The sequence below is a fragment of the Chitinophagales bacterium genome, from assembly GCA_019638515.1.
Classification (GTDB): domain Bacteria; phylum Bacteroidota; class Bacteroidia; order Chitinophagales; family LD1; genus UBA7692.
Map to the genome: position 1 here is coordinate 1 of JAHBTS010000002.1, position 22,350 is coordinate 22,350.

The window sequence follows — 22,350 nt, forward strand, 5'->3', positions numbered from 1 at the left end:
TTGCCCGTAAAGGTTATACCTGTTTGCATCCAGTTGCGGTAGCCGAGTTCATCTATGGTATTGCCGTTGTAGCCGTTTAAATGCAGCAAGCTAAACGCTCCTTCTTTGTATATCGGATTTGCGGTGCTGCTAAAATTATTGTTCTTTCCCAACAACAAATAGCCTTCTCTGCTTAGATTTGTTCCCGATGCTCCGTTTATATCGTAGCTTACGCTAGGGTTGAGTTTTATACGCTGAAAGCCATTTGTATGAAAGGTAATAGGGAAATTAAAATCGTTACGAATCTCTAACGAGCCGGGTATGCTACCAAGTCCGGGAGCCCATCCGCAAAAACGTCCAGCAGTTCTTTGATGACCCAAAACGCCAGCAATATCTGCCTGACCAAAACCACATAAAGCGGTTATTGAAAAGCCCAAAAGTAAAATTGATTTTTTCATAGTTTATTGTTTTAAGAGTTTATAAATATATTGATTGTTTTGAGAAGCGATTTGAATAAAAAGTAACCCTGCGTTGTAACTGCTTACATCAAGTTGTAAATTGTTTGAAGTAATGCTCTGTTTAAAATAAAACTGTTGCCCAAGCGAATTAAAAACGGTTAGATTAAACGGAGTATTAAAACTGTTTTGAATGGTAACAAAATCAGTTGCAGGGTTCGGGTAAAAAGAATACTGGTTATTAAAGTTGTTTTCTTGAACACCTGTGTAGTTGTAATTATAAACGTAAGATGAATCCATACTTACGCAAACATCATCTAAATAATAGTAAGCATTGTCGGAGAAGTCGGAGAAAAACTTTACTGTATCGGTATTGGCATCATCATAAAAATTACCAATTATCAAATAATTGTATGAAGAATCGGCCACAAAAGAACCTGCTATTCTTGTCCAATTCAATGTATCGGTAATAACCAAATCGGTAAATACAGGAGGACTATTAGTAATGTTGCAGGGATAAATGCCCGTTGCGAACATAGCCCCAATTTTATTTGAAGCACAATTTGCTTGAATAAAGTTTGTAAGAGATAAAGCCACCTTGAATGAAATATAATATTTCGTTCCGATTGTCAAAGGGGTTGTAAGTAAACAGGCTGGAAATTCCCTTGCATTAAGAGAAGTATTTGAATATGCAGCAAAACCTACATAAGCACTACCATTGGTTGGCATTTGATAACCAGCCCAATTATTAGGAACTCCCATATCAAACTCGTTACAGGTACAATAAAAATCAGGACTGCCACAAAAAGAAATCCATCCGGTAGCCTTATTTATATCTCCTGCTGCATACGGACAGCTTACCGTATCTTCAAAGGAGGGATTCGGCACGAGGTTTTGTGCCATGCAAAAGCTACAACAGCAAGAGAAGAAAAAAAGTAGAGCGTGTTGCATACGCCAAAGAGTTTTTACATGAGATAAAAGAACAATTTCATTTTTTTTAAGTACAATGAATGTTAGATAAAGATAAGATTTGAAATGATAGCTGTTTCGGTAGTGCCTAAAACCATAACAAAGCCATTTTTGGTTCACCAAAATATAACATACGGCTCAAGAGCAATAAAAAGAGAATGAGCTTTATTTTTTTACTTAGTGAGTTTGAAATTTCCCCTTTCACACACAAAAAAAACGCGCATTTGTGGCGTTGGGTTTTCATTTTTACGCCTCTGTTTTTACTACCCGTGTACTGCCATAGTTAATCTTAAACATGAATGTCCCAACAGGCAAATTCGCTAAATCCAAAAATAATCTACTACTTGATTTTTTGCAAAATTTGAGGGCGGACAAGTCTGGTGTATAATTTGATTTTTGTATGAAGAAGTAAAACTCTTTTGGGTGTAGGCTTTGTTATATTTAACTAAAAATAATGCTTTTGGCATTTCTTCCAGGCTTTTCGCTTTCTTATATTTTATCTTTTTAGTAGCCATAGGCTATTTACTTGTCAGGACGCAGGCGCAGCCCACAGAAAAGGCGAGGCGTTTTTTACACTTGCTATTGGCTTTATTACTCGTTTCCGGTATAGCGCCAGCGCTCTTGTGCTTTTAAATCGTGTGTGCCGATTTTTTTCCTGTGCTTTGATGTGGCAGGCGGGGCAAAAAGTACATCAAAGTTTTTATCGTTTTGTATAACAGAAATTGCCTTTTGTAATGGATTATTTAAGGCGTTTGTTATTTGCCAAAATGTATTGGCATCGAACAAATTTCTACCCAAATTTGCTTTTACTACAATAGATAAAAGTTTAGCCGAGCGTTTTAAATCGTGCTCTTTTGAGGTGCGGTATTCTTTTTCGCCCAGTTTAAGTGTGGTAAAAGATTTTATGGTAGTGTCTTCTTTTGGAGCAGTTACGTCATTTAAAAACGATGAGTCTTTTTCTGCCATAGCAAAAAGCCCTTGCAATAGCGAGTCGGGTAGTGTGTAGTTGTTTACAAAATGCTCGCTGCTTGGGAACTGCTTTTTTAATGAATCTCTATGCTTATCTAAATACTCCATGCAGTATTGGTAAATGAGCCCCCTGCGTACTAATGAGTTGTAGTAACGCGAACCATTAGAAGTGTCTATTGGCACAAAGTAATCCGGCATTACGGCTCCTCCGCCATAAACTGTTCTGCCTGCAAAAATGGTTTTGTATTTCAGAGAATCCGGTTGTTTGAAAGTGTCGGCACCGAAGAGTTCGCCACTGTTGTATCTGCGCATATATTCATCGTTGTAGTCTTTTTTTCCTTTTTCGTAAGGGCGCTGGATGCAACGGTTACTTGGAATGTAATAATGTGCGGTGGTGAGTTTTATTTGTGAACCATCGGGTAGTGAAAATGGTTTTTGTACCAAGCCTTTGCCCCATGTTCGCCTGCCTACCAATAAACCGCGGTCGTTGTCTTGAATACAGCCCGAAAGAATTTCGCTGGCAGAAGCTGAACTTTCATTGATGAGTACTACTACTTTCCCTGTTTTAAAAGTGCCATTGCCATTTGCTTTGCTTTCGCTTTTAGCACTATGGATTCCTTGAGTGTACACAATCATTTGGTCTTTTTCTAAAAATTGATTGCATAAGTCTATGGCAGTGTAGAGGTATCCTCCGGTATTGTCTTGCAAATCTACGATGATGTTTTTCATTCCTTGTGCGCGCATTTGAGCTACTGCTTGCAAAAACTCTTGTGAGGTGGTTGCTGCAAAGCGTGAAATTTTTATATAGCCAACTTCCGGGGCAACCATGTAATGTGCTTCTACGCTGTGGATAGGAATTTTATCGCGCTGAATAATAAATTCAATAGGCTGCTCATATCCTTTGCGTACTATGCCTACTCTTACTTTGCTGCCTTTGGTACCGCGTAAGTGCTTTACTACCCAATTATTGTCTAACCCTTTAAATGTGGCAGTAGTATCATCTACTTTCACAATTCTATCGCCAACGCGCACACCTACTTTTTCTGCCGGGCAGCCGCTGATTACTTCTTGCACGGTAATGGTATCTTTTAGTATTTGGAAAGAAATTCCAATACCTTCAAAATTGGCTTGCAGTGGTTCTTCGCTTCGTTTTACATCTTCTGCTTTTACATAGGAACTGTGCGGATCGAGGTCTTCTAAAACTTTAATGATAGCATCGTCCACTAGTCTTTTTTCATCTACGGTATCGGTGTAGTAAGTTTTTACGATATTGAGAATATCTTTAAACTTTTGTCCTTGGTCGTAACCTGGAATTTGTGCATTTAATGAAATGGTAACGAAGAGTAGTAATAGGACAGCAACTGAGTTGAACTTCATAATAATTTTAACCTGATTATAGTTTGATACAAAAGGGTGTGTGATTTATTTTTTCTCTGCCTCAAGTACTTTTTTCAGTTCTTCGGCTCCTAAGGTTGGCAGGCGTTCTTCTTTAGCTCTTAGTATGGCATAGTCGCAAGCTTTTATGGCTTCTTTTATATTACCATTTTTATAGAGCAGATAGGCATACGTAATATTGTTGGTGGAGGTGTTTTTTAAATTAACGGCTTCTAATGCCCATTTTTCTGCCTTTTTTAAGAGTGCTTTGTCGTTTACATTCAGGTAGTAGTTCCACGCAATATCGTTGAGCACAAATGGGTCTTTGCTATTTAACTTTTTTAAGTAGCCGGTAGCATATTTGTCGTAGCTCACCCAATCGTTGTTGCGTGCGGCATATTCCATGCTCAGTTTGTTTATTTGCTCGTTGGCATCTGCTGCGCCAAATGCTTGTAATGTTTTTATGCCAGTATCGAAAATAGATTTATCGTTTTTGCTAATAGCATCTTTCATGCTTCTTTCTGCTAGTTGGTTTAGTTTTCCGGCAACTACTTTTTCGCCTATTACTTGCGAATAGTAGTTTTTGTTTTTAAGAAGGTATGGCATGCCCGGTGAACGAACATGGGTGGTGTAGGTAAATATTTCTTTAGTTATTTTTTCGTTTTGAAGGTCTTGTACGGTAAGTACTTTTAGCCATTCTTCCAGTTCCTTGTCTATGTTTACGCCTTCATTAAAAAGTGCTTCTACATATTTTTGCATAAATTCTGCGGAGCGTTCTCCGGTATTGTATTTTGTGCGTAGTTCATTTAGCATGCCGGGTGTTTGGTTGTTGGCTTGCTTGCCCGATGCAATAAGTGTGGTGGGGTCTGCCAGGCCTACCAATCGGTTTACTACTTTTCTATTGCCATCTATCCAAAGCATGGTAGGGTAGGCGCGTACTCCAAATTCGGCTGCTATGGATGGACCTTCGCCTTTTTCCATATCGAATTTTGAGTTTATGAATTTAAGATTGAAATAATTGCCTACTTCTTCTTTAGGAAATACATCGGCAGCTAATCTTTTGCAGGGGCCGCACCATGTGGTGTAGCAATCCATGAAGATGATTTTGTTTTCTTTTCTGGCTTGCTCCAATAGTTGGTCGAATGTTTTTCCTTCTTCAAAAACGATGCCTTGTGCCTGTGTTTGAAGTGCAAAAAGCGGCAGGAGTAGCAAAATTAGTGCGTAGTTTTTCATAAAGAATGATTAGCTGTTTTTCCAAATATTGGCGAGTTCCAAATTTATCTTTTTGCCGTAAAAAATTTGGGTTGTTTGTTCAAAACTTTCTGTGTAGTCGCTTACATAAAATTCGTGTTCACCGCCATTTTTGTCGTTGAGTAAATAGAGCCTTTCTAACTCAAGTTGTACCTCGCGGGCAACAAAGGTGGTATTGTCGAATATCTTTACGCTTGGAGGTAGCAGTGTTGCAATTTTGTCTTTTATGAGCGGGTAGTGGGTGCAGGCTAAAATTAAGGCGTCAATTCCGTGGAACTCATCTCGCTCAAGGTAGTATTTTAGTACGCCATCTATTGTTTGGTTCGATGCAAAGCCTGCTTCGATCATGGGTGCAAGCAAAGGTGTTGCCAGCGAAACGGTTTGCAAGTTTGGTTTTTCTTGTTTAAAAAGTAGCTCGTAGATGCCGGATTGCACGGTTGCTTGTGTGCCAATAATGCCAATTTTTTGAATACTATCGTCTTGTATTACCGCGCGCACTACGGGGCGAATTACTCCAAAAATATGAATATCGTCTTTGTATAGCTCGCGTAAAAATGGGTAAGAAACGGATGTGGCAGAATTGCAGGCAACTACAATTGCCTTGCATCCTTTTTCAATTAAAAAATCGGATATAATATAAGAGTATTGCTTTATGGCGCGTGCAGATTTGTCGCCATACGGCAGGTGGGCTGTATCGCCAAAGTAAATTAGTTTTTCGTTTGGCAATAGCTTAGAAATGGCATTGGCGACCGTTAAGCCGCCAATGCCACTATCAAAAACCCCAATTGGTTGATGTTTATTAAGTTTCAATTGTTATTATTTTGTGCCTGTAGGTTTTGCCGATGCAGGTGTGGTTGTTTTAGGTGCTGCTGGTGTTGCCGGTGTGGAAGCTGCAATTTTTTTCTTTACAGATTCTGTAACATCAAATTCTCCTTTTGGAAAGTATGGAACACCTCCGGCAGCAATATCTAAAATATAGGTGTAGCCGCCTTCTTTAGCTGCTTCTTCTAGTAGTTTCATGTATTTATCGTTAATGGGTTTCATTAACTCTAATTGATATTTTTCGAGTTCGCCTTGTACTTTTTCTTCGAAGGCTTGGATACGTCTTTGGAGGTCTTGCAGTTCTTGTATTTTGGCTTCCAAGATTGCTTCCATCATATTTTTACCATTGTCTTGTACGTCTTTGCTTTTGGCTTCATACTCTTTATACATGGTTTCGAGTACTTTGGTGTACTCGCCTTTTTTCTTTTCTAAGGCTTCTTGCATTTGTTTAAACTCCGGCATGGCGTGTAGCACTTCAGCCGAGTTTAGGTGTCCGATTTTTTGAGTTTGAGCAGATGCGCTGGAGATTGCCAATGCGCTGAAAATGATTACTAACAGTTTTTTCATTTTATGTTTTTAAATTAAAAAAGGTGTGCGAAAATAGAAACTTCGGTTAAATAACATATTTACTTGCTGCCACCTGTGGTGGGGGTAGCTGTAGCTGTTTTAGAAATGCCTAAAGCAGAAAGTATGTCTTCGCTTTTATTTAGCCTTTCGTTATAGTAGAGTAGCGAAGGTCCGCTGGATTTGTCTAAAATTAAATCGTAGCTTTTGGCTTCGGCATATTTTTTTAACTCGTTATATACTTTGTCTTGTATTGGTTTTACCAGTTCTTGGCGCTTTTTAAACAGTTCGCCATTGGGGCCGAATTTCGATTTTTGAAATTCTTTCACATCTTTTTCGCGTGCTTCAATTTCTTTAATGCGTTGTTGTTTCATCTGGTCTGTAAGCAATACTTGCTCCGATTGAAATTTTCGATAGGCGTTATCTACTTCTTTCATTTGTGTTTCTACATCTTTTTGCCAGCCTTCGGCAATTTTATCTAATTGGGCTTGGGCATCTTGGTATTGCTGCATTTTTGAGAGTATGTATTCTACATCTACAATACAGTACTTTTGTGCATTTACAGTTAAAGCTGTTGCGGCTGTAAATAGTAAAATGAGTATTTTTTTCATGGTGAACTAATTTGCGAAATTGGAAACGAAGATGTGTGCAAAAGATTATTGTACCTAATTTTCTTAACAGAACTTATCAAATTCGTGAGGTTGAAAATTGTTTAGCTTTCTAAATCGGGTTCTAAACCAAGTAGTTGTTGGAATCTTTTCATGTATTTGTTTTTCTCTAAGAGGCGTTTTACTTTTTCTTCATCGGTATAATAGATTTTAGTAGCGGAGGTATTGTTTATTTTATCTACGGTAACTACTACTTGTAATGTTACGCCTGTGTGTAGTTTAAAGTATTTTTCGAGTGCTATAATTTCTTCGCTTATTTTATCGTATTGGGTTTGAGCTTGCACACGTACTTCTACTTTTGATTCGTGTAAAATCAATGTGGGCAAATAAGTAGAAAAGAGTGCTTTTGCTCCGCGTTTTACTTCGGGCAGTTGCTCGCTGAATTTTTTCCAAATAAGCAGGGTGTTTTCTTGATTTAGTTCAAGAATCTCTATGTTTTTGGGATTGAAAATTTCTTGCTGCTCTGTATTTTGTTGAATGGCATCAACCTTTTTTTCTTCACTATTGTACGCATTTAAAACCTTGGCAGTTCTGCGAATAAGTGGTGGTTGAGAGGCAGGAGGAGTATGTTGCTCTATGGGTGGTGAACCAATGGCGGTAGATGTTGCCGCAGGTTTGGTTGGTACTATAGGTGCAGCAGTATGTTGCTGAATGAGATTGGCTAACTCTTCGGCTTCGTTTTCTTCTGCTGTGTTCAGTTCATTAGTTTTTTTTTTGTCGGCTACGAGGCCAACTTCACTTAAACGATTTACAAAACACATCTTTACCAATGCAAGCTCAACCGTGAGTCGTTTATTCTTGCTTTGCTTGTAGCGCACATCGCATTCATTGCCTAATGCCAAACAGTTAATTAGAAAGTTTCCTGAGGCAATGGCGGCTTGCTGCACATATCTTTCTTTTAGGCCGGAGCTTAATTCTAATACTTTTGCAGTGGCTTCACTTTTGCAGAAAAGCAGGCTTCTGAAATGTTCGCACAAACCAATAATAAAGTCATCGCCTTCAAAACCTTTTTGTATGATTTGCTGAAACAGTAGCAATAAGTCCGAAACATTTTCAGCTAGCAATGCTTCGGTTATCTTAAAGTAGTAGTCGTAATCGAGCACATTTAAGTTTTCCAATACTTCGGCATATACCAATTTGCCTCCACCAAAACTTACTAACCTATCGAGCATACTAAGCGAATCGCGCATGCCGCCATCGGCTTTTTGCGCAATTACATGCAGTGTATCTTCATCGAAAGGAATACTTTCTTTAGTGCAAATGTCGCGCAGGTGGTTTACAATTGTTTCAACCGGAATTCTTCTAAAATCGAATACTTGGCAACGCGAAAGAATGGTGGGTAGTATTTTGTGTTTTTCGGTAGTGGCAAGAATAAACTTACAATATGCCGGAGGTTCCTCTAAAGTTTTAAGAAAAGCATTGAATGCCGCTTGCGACAGCATGTGTACCTCATCTATAATGTAAATTTTAAACTTACCGCTTTGCGGAGGAAAACGCACTTGGTTTACCAGTTCGCGAATATCGTCTACCGAATTGTTGGAGGCTGCATCTAATTCATAAATATTGAATGAACTATTTTGTGCAAATGAGCTACAAGATTTACAAGTGCCGCAAGCTTCAAAATTAGCGGTGGGGGTCTCGCAATTAATAGTTTTTGCTAGAATACGAGCAGCAGTGGTTTTGCCCACACCACGTGGTCCGCAAAATAAAAAGGCGTGTGCTAGTTTGCCACTTTTAATGGCATTGCGCAATGTGTTGCTCACATGCTCTTGCCCTACCATGTCTAAAAACAACTGTGGGCGATATTTTCTTGCACTAACTAAAAAATCTGACATTGTACGCACAAACGTAAACGATTTTTTTTCTTATCAAAACCTTTATAGTGCGTAATAAACAGAACGTTCATAAGTTGAAAACATCTTGGAGTAACACTGCTCGGTTTTCTATTTTCGAGCTATGATTCAGTATCAGCAGTTGCTACAGCATATTCTAGATTCAGGTACATTTAAAAGCGACCGCACCGGTACGGGAACGTATAGTGTGTTTGGCTATCAAATGCGGTTCAATCTTCAAGATGGATTTCCATTGGTTACTACCAAAAAACTGCATTTAAAATCTATTATACATGAGTTGCTTTGGTTCTTGAAAGGAGAAAGCAATATTCGCTATTTGTGTAAAAATGGCGTGCGCATTTGGGACGATTGGCCTTATGCCAAATACAAAGCAAGTACAGAGTTTGGCGGTGAAGACATGAAAGCATTTGCCGCAAGAATAGCTTCGGATGAAGCCTTTGCCGAATGCTGGGGCAACTTGGGTCCTGTGTATGGTGTGCAGTGGCGCAGTTGGCAAGGTGCACAAGGCGAAACTATAGACCAAATCTCGGAATTGATACAGCAGTTAAAAAGCAATCCCGATTCGAGACGCTTAATAGTAAGTGCATGGAATGTGCCGTATATTAACCAAATGGCATTGCCGCCTTGCCATACTATGTTTCAGTTTTATACAGCAATAGATGAGGCAAGCGGTAAGCGAAAACTAAGTTGCCAGCTATACCAGCGCAGTGCCGATGTGTTTTTAGGTGTGCCGTTCAATATAGCATCGTATGCTCTTTTTACCATGATGGTGGCTCAAGTTTGCGATATGGTTCCGGGCGATTTTGTGCATACTTTGGGCGATGCACATTTGTATGCCAACCATATTGAGCAGTCGCGCACGCAATTAAAGCGTGAGCCATTTGCGCTGCCAACTATGCGTATAAATAGTGCTGTAAAAGATATTTTTGAATTTGCTTTTGAAGATTTTACGCTCGAAAACTATCAGGCACACCCTCACATTGCTGCAGAAGTTGCTGTGTAGTTTGCTCGCTGCGCAAAATTGCAAGGCGCATTTTGTGATTGAAAAAAATATGTACGTTTACCATTTAAAATACTAGATATAGGATATGGCAGAGGCTATTCGCTTAGGAAGGATGACAGACACAATGGAAGAAGGATTTATGGCTGACATAACCATAAAAGTGGGTGATGTGATAAAAGTTGGCGATGCAATTGCAGAGGTAGAAACAGACAAAGCAACATTGCCCTTAGAGTCGTATTTTGCAGGAAAAGTATTGCATGTACAAGCTAAGAAAGGCGATTCGCTAAAAATAGGAGATTTAATTGCCATAGTTGGAAAGGAAGGTGAAAACTTCGATAGTTTACTAACTGCATCGGCAACACCAGCACAGGAATCTACTGCGGTGCAAACGCCATCGCAAGCAAATACTCCGGTAGTAGAAATACCGGCAGCTCCGGCAGTGGTAAATGAGCCATCTTTGCAAGAAGGCAGGGTAAAAGCAAGCCCACTAGCTAAGAAATTGGCTGAAGATAAAGGCATTGATATTCGAAGCGTAAAAGGTTCTGGCGAAGATGGCAGAATAGTAAAACGCGATTTAGAAAACTATACTCAGGTGCAGCCGACAAGGCAATTTGTTGGAAAAGAATCATTTAAGGAGGTTCGAGTGTCGCAAATGCGAAAAGCAATTGCAAGGCGCTTGAGCGATAGCTTTTTTACTGCTCCTCATTTTTATCTTACTGCAGATATTCACATGGATAAAGCGGTAGTTTTTCGTACGGAGTTAAATGAAATTAAAGGACAAAAAGTTAGTTTCAACGATTTGGTTGTAAAAGCCGTTGCCTTGGCATTGCGTGAACATCCGGCCATAAATGCCAGTTGGTTGGGCGAAACTATCAGGTATAATGAACATATACACATTGGTATTGCCGTGGCAGTAGAGGAAGGCTTGGTGGTGCCCGTAGTGCGTTTTGCCGATGGTAAGGATTTGAGCAGCATTGCCACAGAATCTAAGACCTTAGCACAAAAGGCTACATCTAAGAAATTATTGCCGGAAGATATGCAGGGTAACACCTTTACGGTTTCTAACCTCGGCATGTTTGGTATAGAGGAGTTTACGGCAATCATAAATACTCCCGATGCTTGTATTTTATCTGTAGGAGCATTGCGCGATGAGGTAGCCGTTGTAAACGGACAAATACAAGCGGTTAAGCGTATGAAAATTACATTAGGTTGCGATCACCGCGTGGTGGATGGTGCAACCGGAGCTAAATTTTTGCAGGCTGTACGCAAAAATTTAGAAGAGCCATTGCGGTTAGTACTGTAGGGAAGCATTATCTTTTTTAATTGAAGGTGTTGGCTGCTCCAACATAAATGCGCTTATTCGTTTTAGTATAAAACGAAACATGGCAACTCATCAACTTTCGAAACAAATAGGGTTATTTACAGGCATTGCTTTTGTAGTAGGCGGAGTAATTGGCATGGGCGCATTTGTGCTTATTCCATTAATTTGTGCCAAAGCCTATGGTGCAGCTTGGTTAAGCATCACTATTGCAGTGGTAATAAATTTACTCAGTGTTTTTCCGCTTATTCAGCTTTCGGCTGCGTACCCGGTGGCTGGTGGTGGTTACGAGTACGGAAAACTATTTTTTGGTAGAACAACAGGTATTGTATTCAGCGCTTGGGCACTGATGGGCGGAGCAGCCTCGGTAGCATTAGTGGCTTATGGTTTGGTAGAGAGCTTCCAAACGGTGATGCACATTCCACTTTCAAACCATTTGCTTTCTATTTTATTGATACTGCTATTTTGGGGTGTTTTTTTAACGGGTGTAAAAACATTGGCAGCATTGCAGATTGCCATGGTGGTGCAAATGTTGCTTGCAATTTTACTTTATACATTACCAACATTATTAGAGCACTACAATCAAGTACAGTTTTCATTACCCACAGAGGGGGGAAGTTTTTTTATGGCAATTGTTTTCTCCTTTAATATCTGTTTAGGTTTTCAGATTATTATGGAGTTGGGAGAAGAAATGGAAGACCCTAAACGGAATATTCCACTTTCGTTGTTGATTGGAGGTGGCATAGTTTGGCTGGTATATATTTTAATTACGGCTGCATACATTGGTGCTGTGGGTGTAGAAAATTTATCGTTGAAACCGGAAATGGTTTCAACTGTCGATGCCATTCTTCCAGCATGGGCAATTTATTTTGTACGACTTGGCATTATTAGTGCAGGCGTAACTTGTTTTGTGGGAGCAGGACTGGCCATTCCCCGCGAAGTGTTTGTGCTTTCGCGCGATAGAGTGTTGCCTTCTAAATTTTCGGAGGTAAGTAAAAATGGAACGCCTAAACATGCCGTAAATTTTTTCTTTTCGCTGGTGTGTGTGTTATTGTTGGTAGGAGAGGTGTTTGAACAAACGGGCATACTCGTCTATTTTTTCGGGAAAGATACTATTGAGTTTTACGGATTCCTTACCATCATTGGTATTATGGCACTGGGCGGAGGTGTGTCATTAGTAGCATTGCGATTGCAAACCCAAATGCCGGATGCATTAGAAAAGGCATACATAAAGTTTCATCCCTTATTGCTGAAATTTTTAGTGGCGATTTCTATATTGGCTTCATTGTTTTTAATAGCATTGGTAAGCACTAAATGGCTGGTGCCTGCTTGTTTTGCAGGTGTTACAATTTTAGCAATGATTATGGCAAAAGTATTAGAAAAAGACCCTAATTTGTAAGCCCGTTTTTTGATAGTTATTTTACAATAAACAAGGAGAAAAGATGTTTAAAAAAATTCCACAACAAGGATTAAGCAAACAAGAAATATTCAACCAATTAGAAGACTTTAAAAAGCAAGATGCCGATTGGAAGCGCGGGCGCGTTTTTAGCTTGGTATTTTACCCCGGAGAAGAGGCTGCTGCAGTAATGCAAGATGCTTACCGCATGTTTGGTTTAGAAAACGGACTAAACCCAACCGTGTTTAAAAGCTTAAAGCGTATGGAGGGCGATGTGATTTCTTTTACAGGCAGTTTGCTACACGCTCCGGAAACTGCTGTTGGAAGCATGACTTCGGGAGGAACTGAAAGCATAATATGTGCTGTAAAAGCTGCCAAAAAGTTTGCACATAGTAAAAATAAAAACTTAGTACGCGGCAATATTGTAATGCCGGAAAGTGCCCATCCTGCATTTAATAAAGCTGCCGATTACTTTGATTTAGAAATGCGCACCGTGCATTGCTTAGGCGATGGACTTGAACCGGATATGGTGCAATACCAATCACTTATAGATGCCAATACCATTATGATTGTTGGCTCTTCTCCGGCTTATCCGCACGGGCATATTGATCCGCTGCATGAGTTGAATAAAATTGCAATAGAAAAAGATTTGTGGTTTCATGTAGATGCTTGTGTAGGCGGTTACATGCTTCCTTTTTTAGAACAGTTGGGGTATAATGTTCCTGTGTTTGATTTTCGTTTAGAGGGTGTAAGTTCTATATCGTTAGATATTCATAAGTATGGTTATGGTCCCAAAGGCTCATCGGTGATTTTTTATAGAAATACGGAAAAGCGTAAAAAGCAGTTTTACGTTTATACTAAATGGACGGGTGGTTTATATGTGTCGCCTTCGGTATCTGGCACGCGCCCCGGTGGTGCTATTGCAGGTTCTTGGGCTATCATGAACTTTTTAGGTATAGAAGGCTATAAAAGAATGGCACAAGAAACATATGATGCCGCACAAAAAATACAAAAGGCAATCAATAATATAGAAGGGTTGAAAGTGGTGGGCAATCCACTTACCACGGTATTTTCGTTTAAATCTACGGGCAGAATAGATATTTATCGTTTAGGCGATGAACTATCGCAAATGGGTTGGCATTTAGATAGGCAGCTAACACCGCCTAGCTTACATTCAACGGTGGGTTACGGACACGTGCCTTTTGCCGATGAATTTATTAAAGATTTACATACAGCAGTGGCTAAACTAAAAGCTACTTCAATAGAAAATATAAGCGATTCGCTCAAGCAAAATTTAGTAAAGCAAGCTGCCAGATTATTACCCGAAAACTGGATAAAGAAAATGTCGGAAAAGAGTATTGAAGATGTTCCTAATCAAGAAGGCAATGGTAAAACAGCACCACTGTATGGTTTAATGGGTGAACTTTCGGGCAGTGGCACTTTAGAAGAAATGGTGCTGGATTTAATGGATGGCCTAAACAAGCCAAGCAAAGAAGCGTAACTTACCCTACTTTTTTGGTAGCATGTAATAAATAGGCTTTTATGAATCCGTCTAAATCGCCATCTAGTACCGGTTGAACATTTGAAACTTCAAATCCGGTTCTGGTATCTTTTATTAGTTTGTATGGATGCAAAACGTAATTGCGGATTTGCGAACCCCACTCAATTTTAAGTTTAGTGCCTTCTACTTTGTCGCGCTCTTCGTTTTGTTTTTGAACTTCAATTTCGTACAGTTTGCTTTTGAGCATTTGCAAGGCGCGTTCGCGATTATCGTGTTGTGAGCGAGTAATTTGACATGTTACCACAATTCCAGTGGGAATATGTTTTAAACGAACTGCTGTTTCTACTTTGTTTACATTTTGTCCGCCCGCTCCGCTACTCCTAAAGGTGTCCCATTCTAATTCAGATGCGGGAACATTTATCTCAATAGAATCATCGGCCATTGGATACACAAAAACTGAAGCAAAAGAAGTGTGGCGCTTGGCATTAGAATCGAAAGGAGAAATGCGCACCAAGCGGTGTACGCCATTTTCGCCCTTTAAATAACCGTAAGAAAAATCGCCATCAATTTGCAGCGATACAGATTTTATGCCTGCCACATCACCATCGGTTCTTTCTAATTCCGAAACTTTATAGCCGTGGCTATCGGCCCACATTAAATACATGCGAAGCAGAATAGAAGCCCAGTCGCAACTTTCGGTACCTCCGGCTCCTGCATTTATTTCAAGTATGGCAGATAGTTGGTCTTCTTTTGAATTTAGTGTGCTTTTAAACTCCAATACTTCAACTGCATCGAGTGCTTTGTTGTATTGCTCTTTAAGTTCGGCATCGGTAGCTTCTCCGGCTTCAAAGAAATCGCGCATTACCGAAGTGTCGTCCACTTCTTTAGCTGCGGTTTCATATACATCAATCCACTGCTTGTGGAGTTTAATGCCTTTTAGTAATTCTTCAGCTTTAGCCGGATTATTCCAAAAATCGGGATGGAGCGTGGTTTGCTCGTCTTGAATTATTTTGAGTTTTCGGTTGTCGATGTCAAAGAAATCTCCTCAAAGCCTCTAAGCGGCCTTTCATATCATTTATATTCTCTATGGTCATTACAATAAATTTTTGAAGTGCGAAGGTAGAAATAGTAATGAGGAATAAGAATTTAGTTCATGGTAAGCAATTTTATCTTTTAAAAACTTGTGTAGGTTTGAAGCAATAACTTTGAATTATTACATGTTGAAACTATCGCAGCAGTATCCATTAAAGCGAGCATTTATTACCGGAGCTGCCTCCGGCTTAGGAAAGGAGTTGGCAAAGCAATTGGCACAAGACGGTTGGAAATTGGGCGTTTGTGATATTAGTGAAGAAAGATTGACTGCAACAGTTGATGAGCTAAAGGCGTATGGCCATACCGTTGCCATGTTTGTATTGGATGTTGGAAACGATATGGCATACAAAGTTGTTGCCGATGCCTTTTTGAAGCAATTTGGAGGAGTTGATTTGCTCATAAACAATGCAGGCGTTGGCGAAGGCAGTCTTTTTGAGGCTTATACAACGGAAAATTGGAAATGGATAACGGGTGTAAATCAAATGGCTGCCATTTATGGCTGTAGTTTTTTCTTGCCCGCAATGTTGGCGCAGCAAGCGGGATATATTATCAATATAGCAAGTGCTGCGGCTTTTGCTAATGCACCTACTATGGCTCCTTACAATGTTACCAAAGCTGCGGTGCTTTCGCTTTCAGAAACGTTGTATGCAGAAACAAAACATAGAGGTATAAAGGTGAGTGTGGTAATGCCTACTTTCTTTAGAACCAATATTGATCGTTTTGCGCGAGGAGGCGATGAACACAAAGAAACGGCTCATAAACTTTTAGCAACTTCGGGCATAGAGGCAAGCGAAATGGCAGCAGCTATTTTGTGCCATGCAGGTAGGGGGAAGTTTTATATTTTATTGCCTGCTAAAGCCAAGTTTTTGTTTTTGGTGAAGCGTTTATTTCCAATGTTGTTTTTGCGTTTTACGGCATATATTGCTTCTAATCAAGAATCGCTGAATAATAAATTGCAAGAGCGGTATGGCAAACTTTCGGATAAAGAGAAAACGATTGAGGAATAGCAGCGCAATGGCTATGCTCCGCTAATAATTTCACCATCTTTCATTTCGACAATTCTATCGCTGTTGTTGGCAAATTCGGGGTCGTGGGTTACGGCAATAATGCTTTGCTTGCCTTGGCGCGCTAGGTCCTTCAAGATTTCAAACACTACTTTTGTATTGGCAGAATCTAGGTTTCCGGTTGGTTCATCGCCCATAATTATAGATGGTTCATTTATGAGGGCACGGGCAATAGCTACACGCTGGGCTTGCCCTCCGCTTAACTTGGAAGATAGCTTGAGTGCATGTTCGTGCATATCGAGCATCTTTAACTTTTCGTAGGCGCGGTCTTTAATTTCGCTGAGCGAATATTTGCCTGCTTTTTCTGCAGGAATCATTACATTTTTAAGAGCGGTAAATTCTGGCAGTAAAAAGTGGAACTGAAAAACAAAGCCAATGTGTTCATTCCGAAATGCAGCTAGGGCTGCGGGTTTCTTTCCGGTTAGCAACTGTCCGTTCATGAATATTTGCCCTGTGTAGTTGGTGTCTAAGGTTGAAAGCAGGTACAGCAGTGTAGATTTTCCACACCCACTCTTTCCAACTATACTTAAAAACTCTCCTCTGGCAACCGAAAAATTGATGTTTTTGAGTACATGAAAATCTTCAGGTTCCTGAAAGTGCTTGTTTAAATTTTTTACTGAAAGAATTTCATTCATGCTTTACTTATTGAGTGTGTTGGAGTAGTTGCAATTCAATATTTCTTCATATCTTTTTTATCCTCTTAGGATTTCAACGGGGTCTATTTTCCCTGCTTTTAAACTCGGGAAGTAACCAGCCAAAAAGGTAGTGATTACGCCAAATACTAAACCAAATGCATAGTGATACCAATGGAATGTAACGGGGAATCGGGTAATGCTTATGTTTTCGTTTGCGGGGAAAGGAAGGCTGTAAACTCCGTAACTCATAATGTAACCGAGTATCATGCCGAGGCAGGCTCCAATTACACCAATGGTGATGGATTGGGTTAGAAATATTTGTCGCACATCTTGGGCGCTAAAGCCTTGTGCTTTAAGTATGGCAATGTCTTTTAGTTTGCTTTGTATGGTCATGTTCATGATATTGTATATGCCAAAACCTGCCACTACAAGTAAGGTAAAGCTTACAATAATTGTCATTACATCCCGCACCGTAATGCCAATCATGGCAGAGGCATTGGCGGTTTCCCAGTCTTCGCTTACGTAGTGGTATTTTTCTCTTAGTTCTTGTGCTATTTGCTTGGATTGCTTATTGTCTTTTAACTTAATATTTATGTCGGTTACATATTGATTGTTTTTGCCCATTAACTGCTGCACGTTTGAAAGGTTTACATAGCTGCGAACATTATCTACCGTGCCAATACCAAATTGAAAAGTGCCCACAATTCTAAAGCGCTTTGAGGTTCCTTTGGGTGTAGCAAGATTTACGGCATCGCCTACTTTTGCATTTAGCTTGAGTGCCAAGCCGTGTCCCATTAAAATACCGTTGTCGGTAGTGAGGAGGTTTTCAATTTTACCTGTTTTAATCTTGTCTTTTAGGGTAGTTATTTTAGCTTCTTCAATAATGTTTACGCCTTGTAGCGAGCCGTTTATTTGCACGGGACCGCTGTTGTAAAAAACTTGTGTGGAAAGTTGTGGTGAAACTGCTGTAATGCGTTGGTCGTGCTGGAGGGCGTGTATAATGGCGCTTGAATTTTTGAGGTTAGATTGAATGTCTTTGGGTTTTGGGTGATGCACTACCGAAAGGTACTGGGTGGTGTCGAAAACATTGCTGAGAATGCTTTTGGAAAAATCGGTTTTAATATCGTTGTACATGCGCACATCGGGCGTAGAAGAGAGCATGGCATCTTGCAGGTATTCATTAAAACCCGTCATAAAACTTATCATAAGAATGTACATGCCAATGCCGAAAGTTACACCTAACATTGCCACCAGCGTTTGTCGCTTTTTGGCAAGCAGGTGTGTTTTGGCAATTTGAAAGTTTACAGCACCAATCATTTTACAACGGGAATTTGAACTTCGTCATTTTCTTTTAAACCCTCTATTACTTCTACGTCTTCCATGTTGCCAATACCTGTTTTAACTGCAACTTCTTTTCCGTCTTTTAGAATTACTTTGGTTTCGTCTATTAGTACTTTTCTTGGAATTACAGGCACGTTGTCTTTTTGGGCAATAATAATATTGGCTTCAACCGATGTCTTTACAAAGTTTACATCTTCCGTATTTTCAAACACGGCATCTACTCTAAAACTTTGTTCGTTTTGATTCATGGCAGGGTATATTTTTTCTATTCTGGCATTGTAAGTTTTATTGCCCGAAATATCCATTTTAACCAAAACCAATTGCCCTGTTTTTACCTTGCCAATATCTTGCTGATCTACCGATAGTTGCAATACTTTTTCGCGTTTATCGCCAATAAGGGCAACCATATCGTTTTTACGCACGAGTTCTCCAAGTTCTTTGTAGGTTTCGTACACAATGCCGTTCATAAAACTGCGCAGTGTGTAATTGTTGAGGTCGGTAGTGGCAGTTTGCAAATTGCTTTGTGCATTTTTTGCTTCTACATCCAATTGATCTTTTGTTTTTAAAAAACGCTCTTGTGCACTCAGTAGATCGTTTTTAGAAACATTGAAAGCCAAAGTGGTTTTATCGAATTCGGTTTGGGTAATTACGCCTTGGGTAAACATGTTTTTTGCCCTAACAAAAGATAGCGAATCGTTGGTAAATTTCAGTTGTGCATTTTTTATGGTGTTTTGTAGTTCTTGTAAAATCGGTGAAGTGTTTTGAGTGTTTTGGCGTGCTATGCGGTAAGCGCTATTGGCTGCATCTAAACGGGCTATTTGGTTTTCGCTTTGAATTTGAAATACTGCTTCTCCGGCTTTAACTTCATCTCCGGCTTTTTTATATTGCTGTACCATATATCCATCGCCAATTGCGTAGAGTTTGTATTCGTTTTTTGGAACCACAAAGCCCGATGCGTACACGGCTTCAACAATAGATTTTTTCTTTACTTGAACTGTTTCTTTTTTATTGCATGAAGTAAATGCCAATGCAATAAAGAATGCGGCTATGGAATGTTTCATAATACTGTTGGTGCAAAAATAGTTTGAACTATGGCAACCCCGAATGAATTAAACTGAAATGTAGAAAAGCAAATTTAAAATTTGCAGAAAGCCGTATAAAAATCAATTAGCAGCGCTCAAAAATAATTGCCATGCCTTGCCCCACGCCAATACACATGGTAGCCAAGCCATAGCGCACTTCTTTTCTGCGTTGCATTTCGTGCAGCAGAGTGGCAGAAATGCGACTTCCCGAACAGCCCAATGGATGGCCTATGGCAATGGCACCTCCGTTTACATTTACTATGCCGGGGTTTATATCTAAATCTTGCATACAAGCTAAAGATTGCGATGCAAAAGCTTCATTTAATTCTGCTAGACCAATATCGTTTATAGAAATGCCTGCTCGTTTCAATGCTTTTTGAGTGGCAGGTACAGGGCCAATTCCCATGTATGCGGCCTCTACGCCTGCTGCTGCGTAAGCGGCAATGCGGGCCAGTGGTTTTAATTGATATTGTTTTACAACATCTTCGCTTACGACTAACAATGCTGCCGCGCCATCGTTTATGCCCGATGAGTTGCCTGCGGTAACCGTTCCGTCTTTTACAAAAGCAGGTTTTAATTTTCCTAAATCTTCTAATGTGGTTTGCCGTGGATGCTCATCTTTATCAAACAGTATAGATTTACCTTTACCGATTTCTACTTCTACGGCTTCTATTTCTTGCGAAAATTTTGCGGCTGCATGCGCTGCCTGGTATTTCTGCTGCGATGCTAGTGCAAAGGCATCTTGAGCTTCTCTGGATATATTCCATTTGCGGGCTACATTTTCGGCAGTTTCGCCCATGCTGTAAGTAATCTCTTTTGGAAATGCTTTATTGGTAAAGCGCCAACCGATAGAGGTGTCGTACATTTGTTGGTTTCTATCGAAAGCATTGTTTGCCTTGCTGAGTACATAAGGTGCGCGGCTCATGCTTTCAACTCCACCGGCAATAAAAACGGCTCCATTTCCGGTTGCTATATTGGTAAATGCATCTGCAATAGATTGCAAACCCGAAGCACACAAGCGGTTTACCGTTACGCCACTTATATTTACCGGAAATCCGGCAAGTAATGCTGCCATGCGGGCTACATTGCGGTTGTCTTCGCCACTTTGGTTGGCAGCACCTAAAATAACTTCTTCAATATCGCTTGGGTTGAGCCATGTATTTCTTGCGACAATTTTTTTGAGGGTAAATGCCGCTAAATCATCGGGGCGAACAGTGCTAAGTGTACCTGCAAATTTGCCTACCGGTGTTCTTAGTGCATCTACAACAAAGGCTGCTTTCATAAGAATGAATTTTTATATGGCCTTTTCTACTACTGTTTGCAGTAAACTTTCAAATAAAATTCTGCCGTCTGTATTGCCCATTGCAAGTTCCGATGCGCGTTCGGGATGTGGCATCATTCCAAATACATTGCGTGTTTTATTGGTGATGCCCGCTATGTTATCTAAAGAACCATTGGGGTTGCTGGCATCTGTAACATTGCCTGCAGCATCGCAGTATTTGAATAAAATTTGGTCGTTGGCATATAGCGAATCCAAAGTGCTTTTATCGCAGTAAAATCTGCCTTCGCCATGTGCAATAGGTATTTGCAATACAGCGCCTTTTTGAGTTTGCGAAGTATAAAGCGTTTGGTTGGTTTCTACTTTTAAGAATATGTTTTTGCAGATATACTGCATGTTGTTATTTCTAAGTAAAGCACCCGGCAGTAAATGGCTTTCGCATAAAATTTGGAAGCCATTGCAAATGCCCAACACCTTGCCGCCTGCATTGGCAAACTCAATTACTGCCTGCATTACTGGCGAAAAACGTGCAATAGCTCCGGTACGTAAATAATCGCCATAGCTAAAGCCGCCCGGTAGCACAATACAATCGCTTTCACAAAAATCGTCTATTGAAGTTTCTTTATGAAAAACTTCGCGAACCTGTGCACCCATAACGTTGCCTAAAACATGCGTCATGTCTTTATCGCAATTAGAACCCGGAAAAACAACTACCCCAAATTTCATGTATAATTATTTGAAAAAGTGAACAAATACAGCGCTCAAAATTAGCATTCCAAATAGAAGTTCAGAAATAAAAATGCCTTTTAACGATTGAAAATACATAGCACACAAAATGCTCAACGGCAAACACAACATACTGAAATGCCATATCTGAAAACTTGATTGAAATAGTGCGCTCAGCAAAGTGAGTGCAACCATTAGTAATAGAAGCATAGAGAACTTCCGTATTTGGATGGCATTTGAAAATAGAATTTTGGGTAGTGCGCTGGTAGAAAGTAAAAATAGAACTGTAAGTGTAATGGCTGCCACAATGGTGCTTGCCGTGAACGAAAAATTAAATGGCGTTGTGTTGGGTAAATTTATGAGGTCATAAACAAGCTCATGTGTTTTATCGAACCAGAAATAAATGGCAAATACCAAGAATAGTGGGGCAATAAATCCGGTTGCAGCCATCAGCCATTCTCTTAAAGAAAATGGGCGTAAAATAACGAGTGCCATCAACGAAAAAGGAAACAACCAAATTGCCGGAAAGTAAAATAAGGTAGCAAGAGCGCTGAGCCAGCCTAAATCGAATATATCGCCAAATGGTTTTTCGTCTTTTATTATGGCAAGCGATTTTTGAAGAATACGCAATGCAAAAAACAGTGCCATAAGTTGCGGCAATAAAGTGGCAAAGTTATTGACCAAACTTAAGAGCAATAGAAAGAGAATAGCAGTGGTGTAAGTTCTGGATTGCAGTATTTTATTGGAGGTAATGGTAGCATTCAGCCATATTGCAATGGCAAATGCCAATACAAACCCTACTGATTGCAAAATAGATTTAGAATTGGATAACAGTTGAATGGGCGTAAAAAGTAAATTACTGAGTGGTTCTGTATAGTTTACTATTAAAACTTGTTGTTGCGATTGTGCCCACCAACTCACCTGCAATGCCAAAAAGGCAATGGCACATAAGATAATATTGAATGGAGAGTTGACGGTGAAAATTCTAAACACAATGCGCGAATGAACT

General features: G+C 39.9%; 20 protein-coding genes. 5 read left to right on the forward strand and 15 right to left on the reverse strand.

Features of this window, described 5'->3' with window-relative positions; genetic code table 11:
• The 8 genes from KF872_03215 to KF872_03250 form a co-directional block, all read right to left on the reverse strand.
• Positions 1–437: hypothetical protein (locus KF872_03215; protein MBX2902542.1), on the reverse strand; the 437-nt coding region annotated here is incomplete at its 3' end.
• Positions 438–440: 3 nt separating this feature from the next.
• Positions 441–1,526, reverse strand: coding sequence for a T9SS type A sorting domain-containing protein (locus tag KF872_03220; protein MBX2902543.1), 1,086 nt, complete (start codon positions 1,524–1,526; stop codon positions 441–443).
• Between the two features lie 468 nt (positions 1,527–1,994).
• The gene (locus tag KF872_03225; protein ID MBX2902544.1) at positions 1,995–3,749 is read right to left on the reverse strand and encodes a S41 family peptidase; all 1,755 of its coding nucleotides are present in this window, start codon (positions 3,747–3,749) and stop codon (positions 1,995–1,997) included.
• Positions 3,750–3,794: 45 nt separating this feature from the next.
• Complete coding sequence (locus KF872_03230) at positions 3,795–4,979, reverse strand: thioredoxin fold domain-containing protein (GenBank protein MBX2902545.1); 1,185 nt, start codon at positions 4,977–4,979, stop codon at positions 3,795–3,797.
• A 9-nt stretch (positions 4,980–4,988) separates the two neighbouring features.
• Positions 4,989–5,807: a glutamate racemase gene (gene murI / locus KF872_03235; protein MBX2902546.1), complete on the reverse strand. Its 819-nt coding sequence runs from the start codon at positions 5,805–5,807 to the stop codon at positions 4,989–4,991.
• A gap of 6 nt (positions 5,808–5,813) precedes the next feature.
• Positions 5,814–6,386, reverse strand: coding sequence for an OmpH family outer membrane protein (locus KF872_03240; GenBank protein MBX2902547.1), 573 nt, complete (start codon positions 6,384–6,386; stop codon positions 5,814–5,816).
• A 59-nt stretch (positions 6,387–6,445) separates the two neighbouring features.
• Positions 6,446–6,994, reverse strand: a complete 549-nt coding sequence (locus KF872_03245; GenBank protein MBX2902548.1) for an OmpH family outer membrane protein — start codon at positions 6,992–6,994, stop codon at positions 6,446–6,448.
• Between the two features lie 101 nt (positions 6,995–7,095).
• The gene (locus KF872_03250) at positions 7,096–8,886 is read right to left on the reverse strand and encodes a DNA polymerase III subunit gamma/tau (protein MBX2902549.1); all 1,791 of its coding nucleotides are present in this window, start codon (positions 8,884–8,886) and stop codon (positions 7,096–7,098) included.
• Between the two features lie 121 nt (positions 8,887–9,007).
• Here KF872_03250 and thyA point away from each other — a divergent pair, with 121 nt between their 5' ends.
• The 4 genes from thyA (at position 9,008) to KF872_03270 (ending at position 14,122) form a co-directional block, all read left to right on the forward strand.
• Complete coding sequence (gene thyA, locus KF872_03255) at positions 9,008–9,907, forward strand: thymidylate synthase (GenBank protein ID MBX2902550.1); 900 nt, start codon at positions 9,008–9,010, stop codon at positions 9,905–9,907.
• A gap of 85 nt (positions 9,908–9,992) precedes the next feature.
• Positions 9,993–11,210 (forward strand): 2-oxo acid dehydrogenase subunit E2, encoded by a 1,218-nt coding sequence (locus KF872_03260; GenBank protein MBX2902551.1) that lies wholly within the window; start codon positions 9,993–9,995, stop codon positions 11,208–11,210.
• 79 nt (positions 11,211–11,289) lie between these two features.
• Positions 11,290–12,624, forward strand: a complete 1,335-nt coding sequence (locus KF872_03265; protein ID MBX2902552.1) for an APC family permease — start codon at positions 11,290–11,292, stop codon at positions 12,622–12,624.
• 43 nt (positions 12,625–12,667) lie between these two features.
• A complete protein-coding gene (locus tag KF872_03270; GenBank protein ID MBX2902553.1) occupies positions 12,668–14,122 on the forward strand; it encodes an aspartate aminotransferase family protein in 1,455 nt (484 codons plus the stop codon).
• Position 14,123: 1 nt separating this feature from the next.
• Here KF872_03270 and prfB read toward each other — a convergent pair.
• Positions 14,124–15,216 (reverse strand): peptide chain release factor 2 gene (gene prfB / locus KF872_03275; protein MBX2902554.1). Its coding sequence is split into 2 segments (ribosomal slippage): positions 14,124–15,155 and positions 15,157–15,216, totalling 1,092 coding nucleotides; the frame shifts between segments, so codons are not numbered across the junction.
• A gap of 123 nt (positions 15,217–15,339) precedes the next feature.
• Between prfB and KF872_03280 the strand changes: the two genes are divergently transcribed.
• Positions 15,340–16,221 (forward strand): SDR family NAD(P)-dependent oxidoreductase, encoded by an 882-nt coding sequence (locus tag KF872_03280; GenBank protein ID MBX2902555.1) that lies wholly within the window; start codon positions 15,340–15,342, stop codon positions 16,219–16,221.
• An 11-nt stretch (positions 16,222–16,232) separates the two neighbouring features.
• Here KF872_03280 and KF872_03285 read toward each other — a convergent pair whose 3' ends face one another.
• From KF872_03285 to KF872_03310, 6 genes are all read right to left on the reverse strand, one after another.
• On the reverse strand, positions 16,233–16,913 hold the full coding sequence (locus KF872_03285) for an ABC transporter ATP-binding protein (GenBank protein ID MBX2902556.1): 681 nt from the start codon (positions 16,911–16,913) through the stop codon (positions 16,233–16,235).
• Between the two features lie 57 nt (positions 16,914–16,970).
• Complete coding sequence (locus KF872_03290; GenBank protein MBX2902557.1) at positions 16,971–18,230, reverse strand: ABC transporter permease; 1,260 nt, start codon at positions 18,228–18,230, stop codon at positions 16,971–16,973.
• Positions 18,227–19,315 carry an HlyD family efflux transporter periplasmic adaptor subunit gene (locus KF872_03295; protein ID MBX2902558.1) on the reverse strand — a complete coding sequence of 363 codons (1,089 nt, stop codon included), beginning with the start codon at positions 19,313–19,315 and terminating at the stop codon, positions 18,227–18,229. Before KF872_03295 ends, KF872_03290 begins: the two co-directional genes overlap by 4 nt.
• Positions 19,316–19,421: 106 nt before the next feature.
• Entirely contained in the window at positions 19,422–20,618 is a 1,197-nt protein-coding gene (locus KF872_03300; GenBank protein ID MBX2902559.1) for an acetyl-CoA C-acyltransferase, read from the reverse strand.
• Positions 20,619–20,630: 12 nt separating this feature from the next.
• Positions 20,631–21,341 carry a phosphoribosylformylglycinamidine synthase subunit PurQ gene (gene purQ / locus KF872_03305; protein ID MBX2902560.1) on the reverse strand — a complete coding sequence of 237 codons (711 nt, stop codon included), beginning with the start codon at positions 21,339–21,341 and terminating at the stop codon, positions 20,631–20,633.
• 6 nt (positions 21,342–21,347) lie between these two features.
• Positions 21,348–22,334: a hypothetical protein gene (locus KF872_03310; protein ID MBX2902561.1), complete on the reverse strand. Its 987-nt coding sequence runs from the start codon at positions 22,332–22,334 to the stop codon at positions 21,348–21,350.
• Positions 22,335–22,350 lie beyond the last annotated feature (16 nt).

Coding starts and splice junctions, on each gene's coding strand:
- KF872_03225 (MBX2902544.1), bottom strand. CDS start 3,749: ATGAAGTTCAACTCAGTTGCTGTCCTATTACTACTCTTCGTTACCATT.
- KF872_03230 (MBX2902545.1), bottom strand. CDS start 4,979: ATGAAAAACTACGCACTAATTTTGCTACTCCTGCCGCTTTTTGCACTT.
- KF872_03240 (MBX2902547.1), bottom strand. CDS start 6,386: ATGAAAAAACTGTTAGTAATCATTTTCAGCGCATTGGCAATCTCCAGC.
- KF872_03245 (MBX2902548.1), bottom strand. CDS start 6,994: ATGAAAAAAATACTCATTTTACTATTTACAGCCGCAACAGCTTTAACT.
- KF872_03250 (MBX2902549.1), bottom strand. CDS start 8,886: ATGTCAGATTTTTTAGTTAGTGCAAGAAAATATCGCCCACAGTTGTTT.
- thyA (MBX2902550.1), top strand. CDS start 9,008: ATGATTCAGTATCAGCAGTTGCTACAGCATATTCTAGATTCAGGTACA.
- KF872_03260 (MBX2902551.1), top strand. CDS start 9,993: ATGGCAGAGGCTATTCGCTTAGGAAGGATGACAGACACAATGGAAGAA.
- KF872_03265 (MBX2902552.1), top strand. CDS start 11,290: ATGGCAACTCATCAACTTTCGAAACAAATAGGGTTATTTACAGGCATT.
- KF872_03270 (MBX2902553.1), top strand. CDS start 12,668: ATGTTTAAAAAAATTCCACAACAAGGATTAAGCAAACAAGAAATATTC.
- KF872_03280 (MBX2902555.1), top strand. CDS start 15,340: ATGTTGAAACTATCGCAGCAGTATCCATTAAAGCGAGCATTTATTACC.
- KF872_03285 (MBX2902556.1), bottom strand. CDS start 16,913: ATGAATGAAATTCTTTCAGTAAAAAATTTAAACAAGCACTTTCAGGAA.
- KF872_03290 (MBX2902557.1), bottom strand. CDS start 18,230: ATGATTGGTGCTGTAAACTTTCAAATTGCCAAAACACACCTGCTTGCC.
- KF872_03295 (MBX2902558.1), bottom strand. CDS start 19,315: ATGAAACATTCCATAGCCGCATTCTTTATTGCATTGGCATTTACTTCA.
- KF872_03300 (MBX2902559.1), bottom strand. CDS start 20,618: ATGAAAGCAGCCTTTGTTGTAGATGCACTAAGAACACCGGTAGGCAAA.
- purQ (MBX2902560.1), bottom strand. CDS start 21,341: ATGAAATTTGGGGTAGTTGTTTTTCCGGGTTCTAATTGCGATAAAGAC.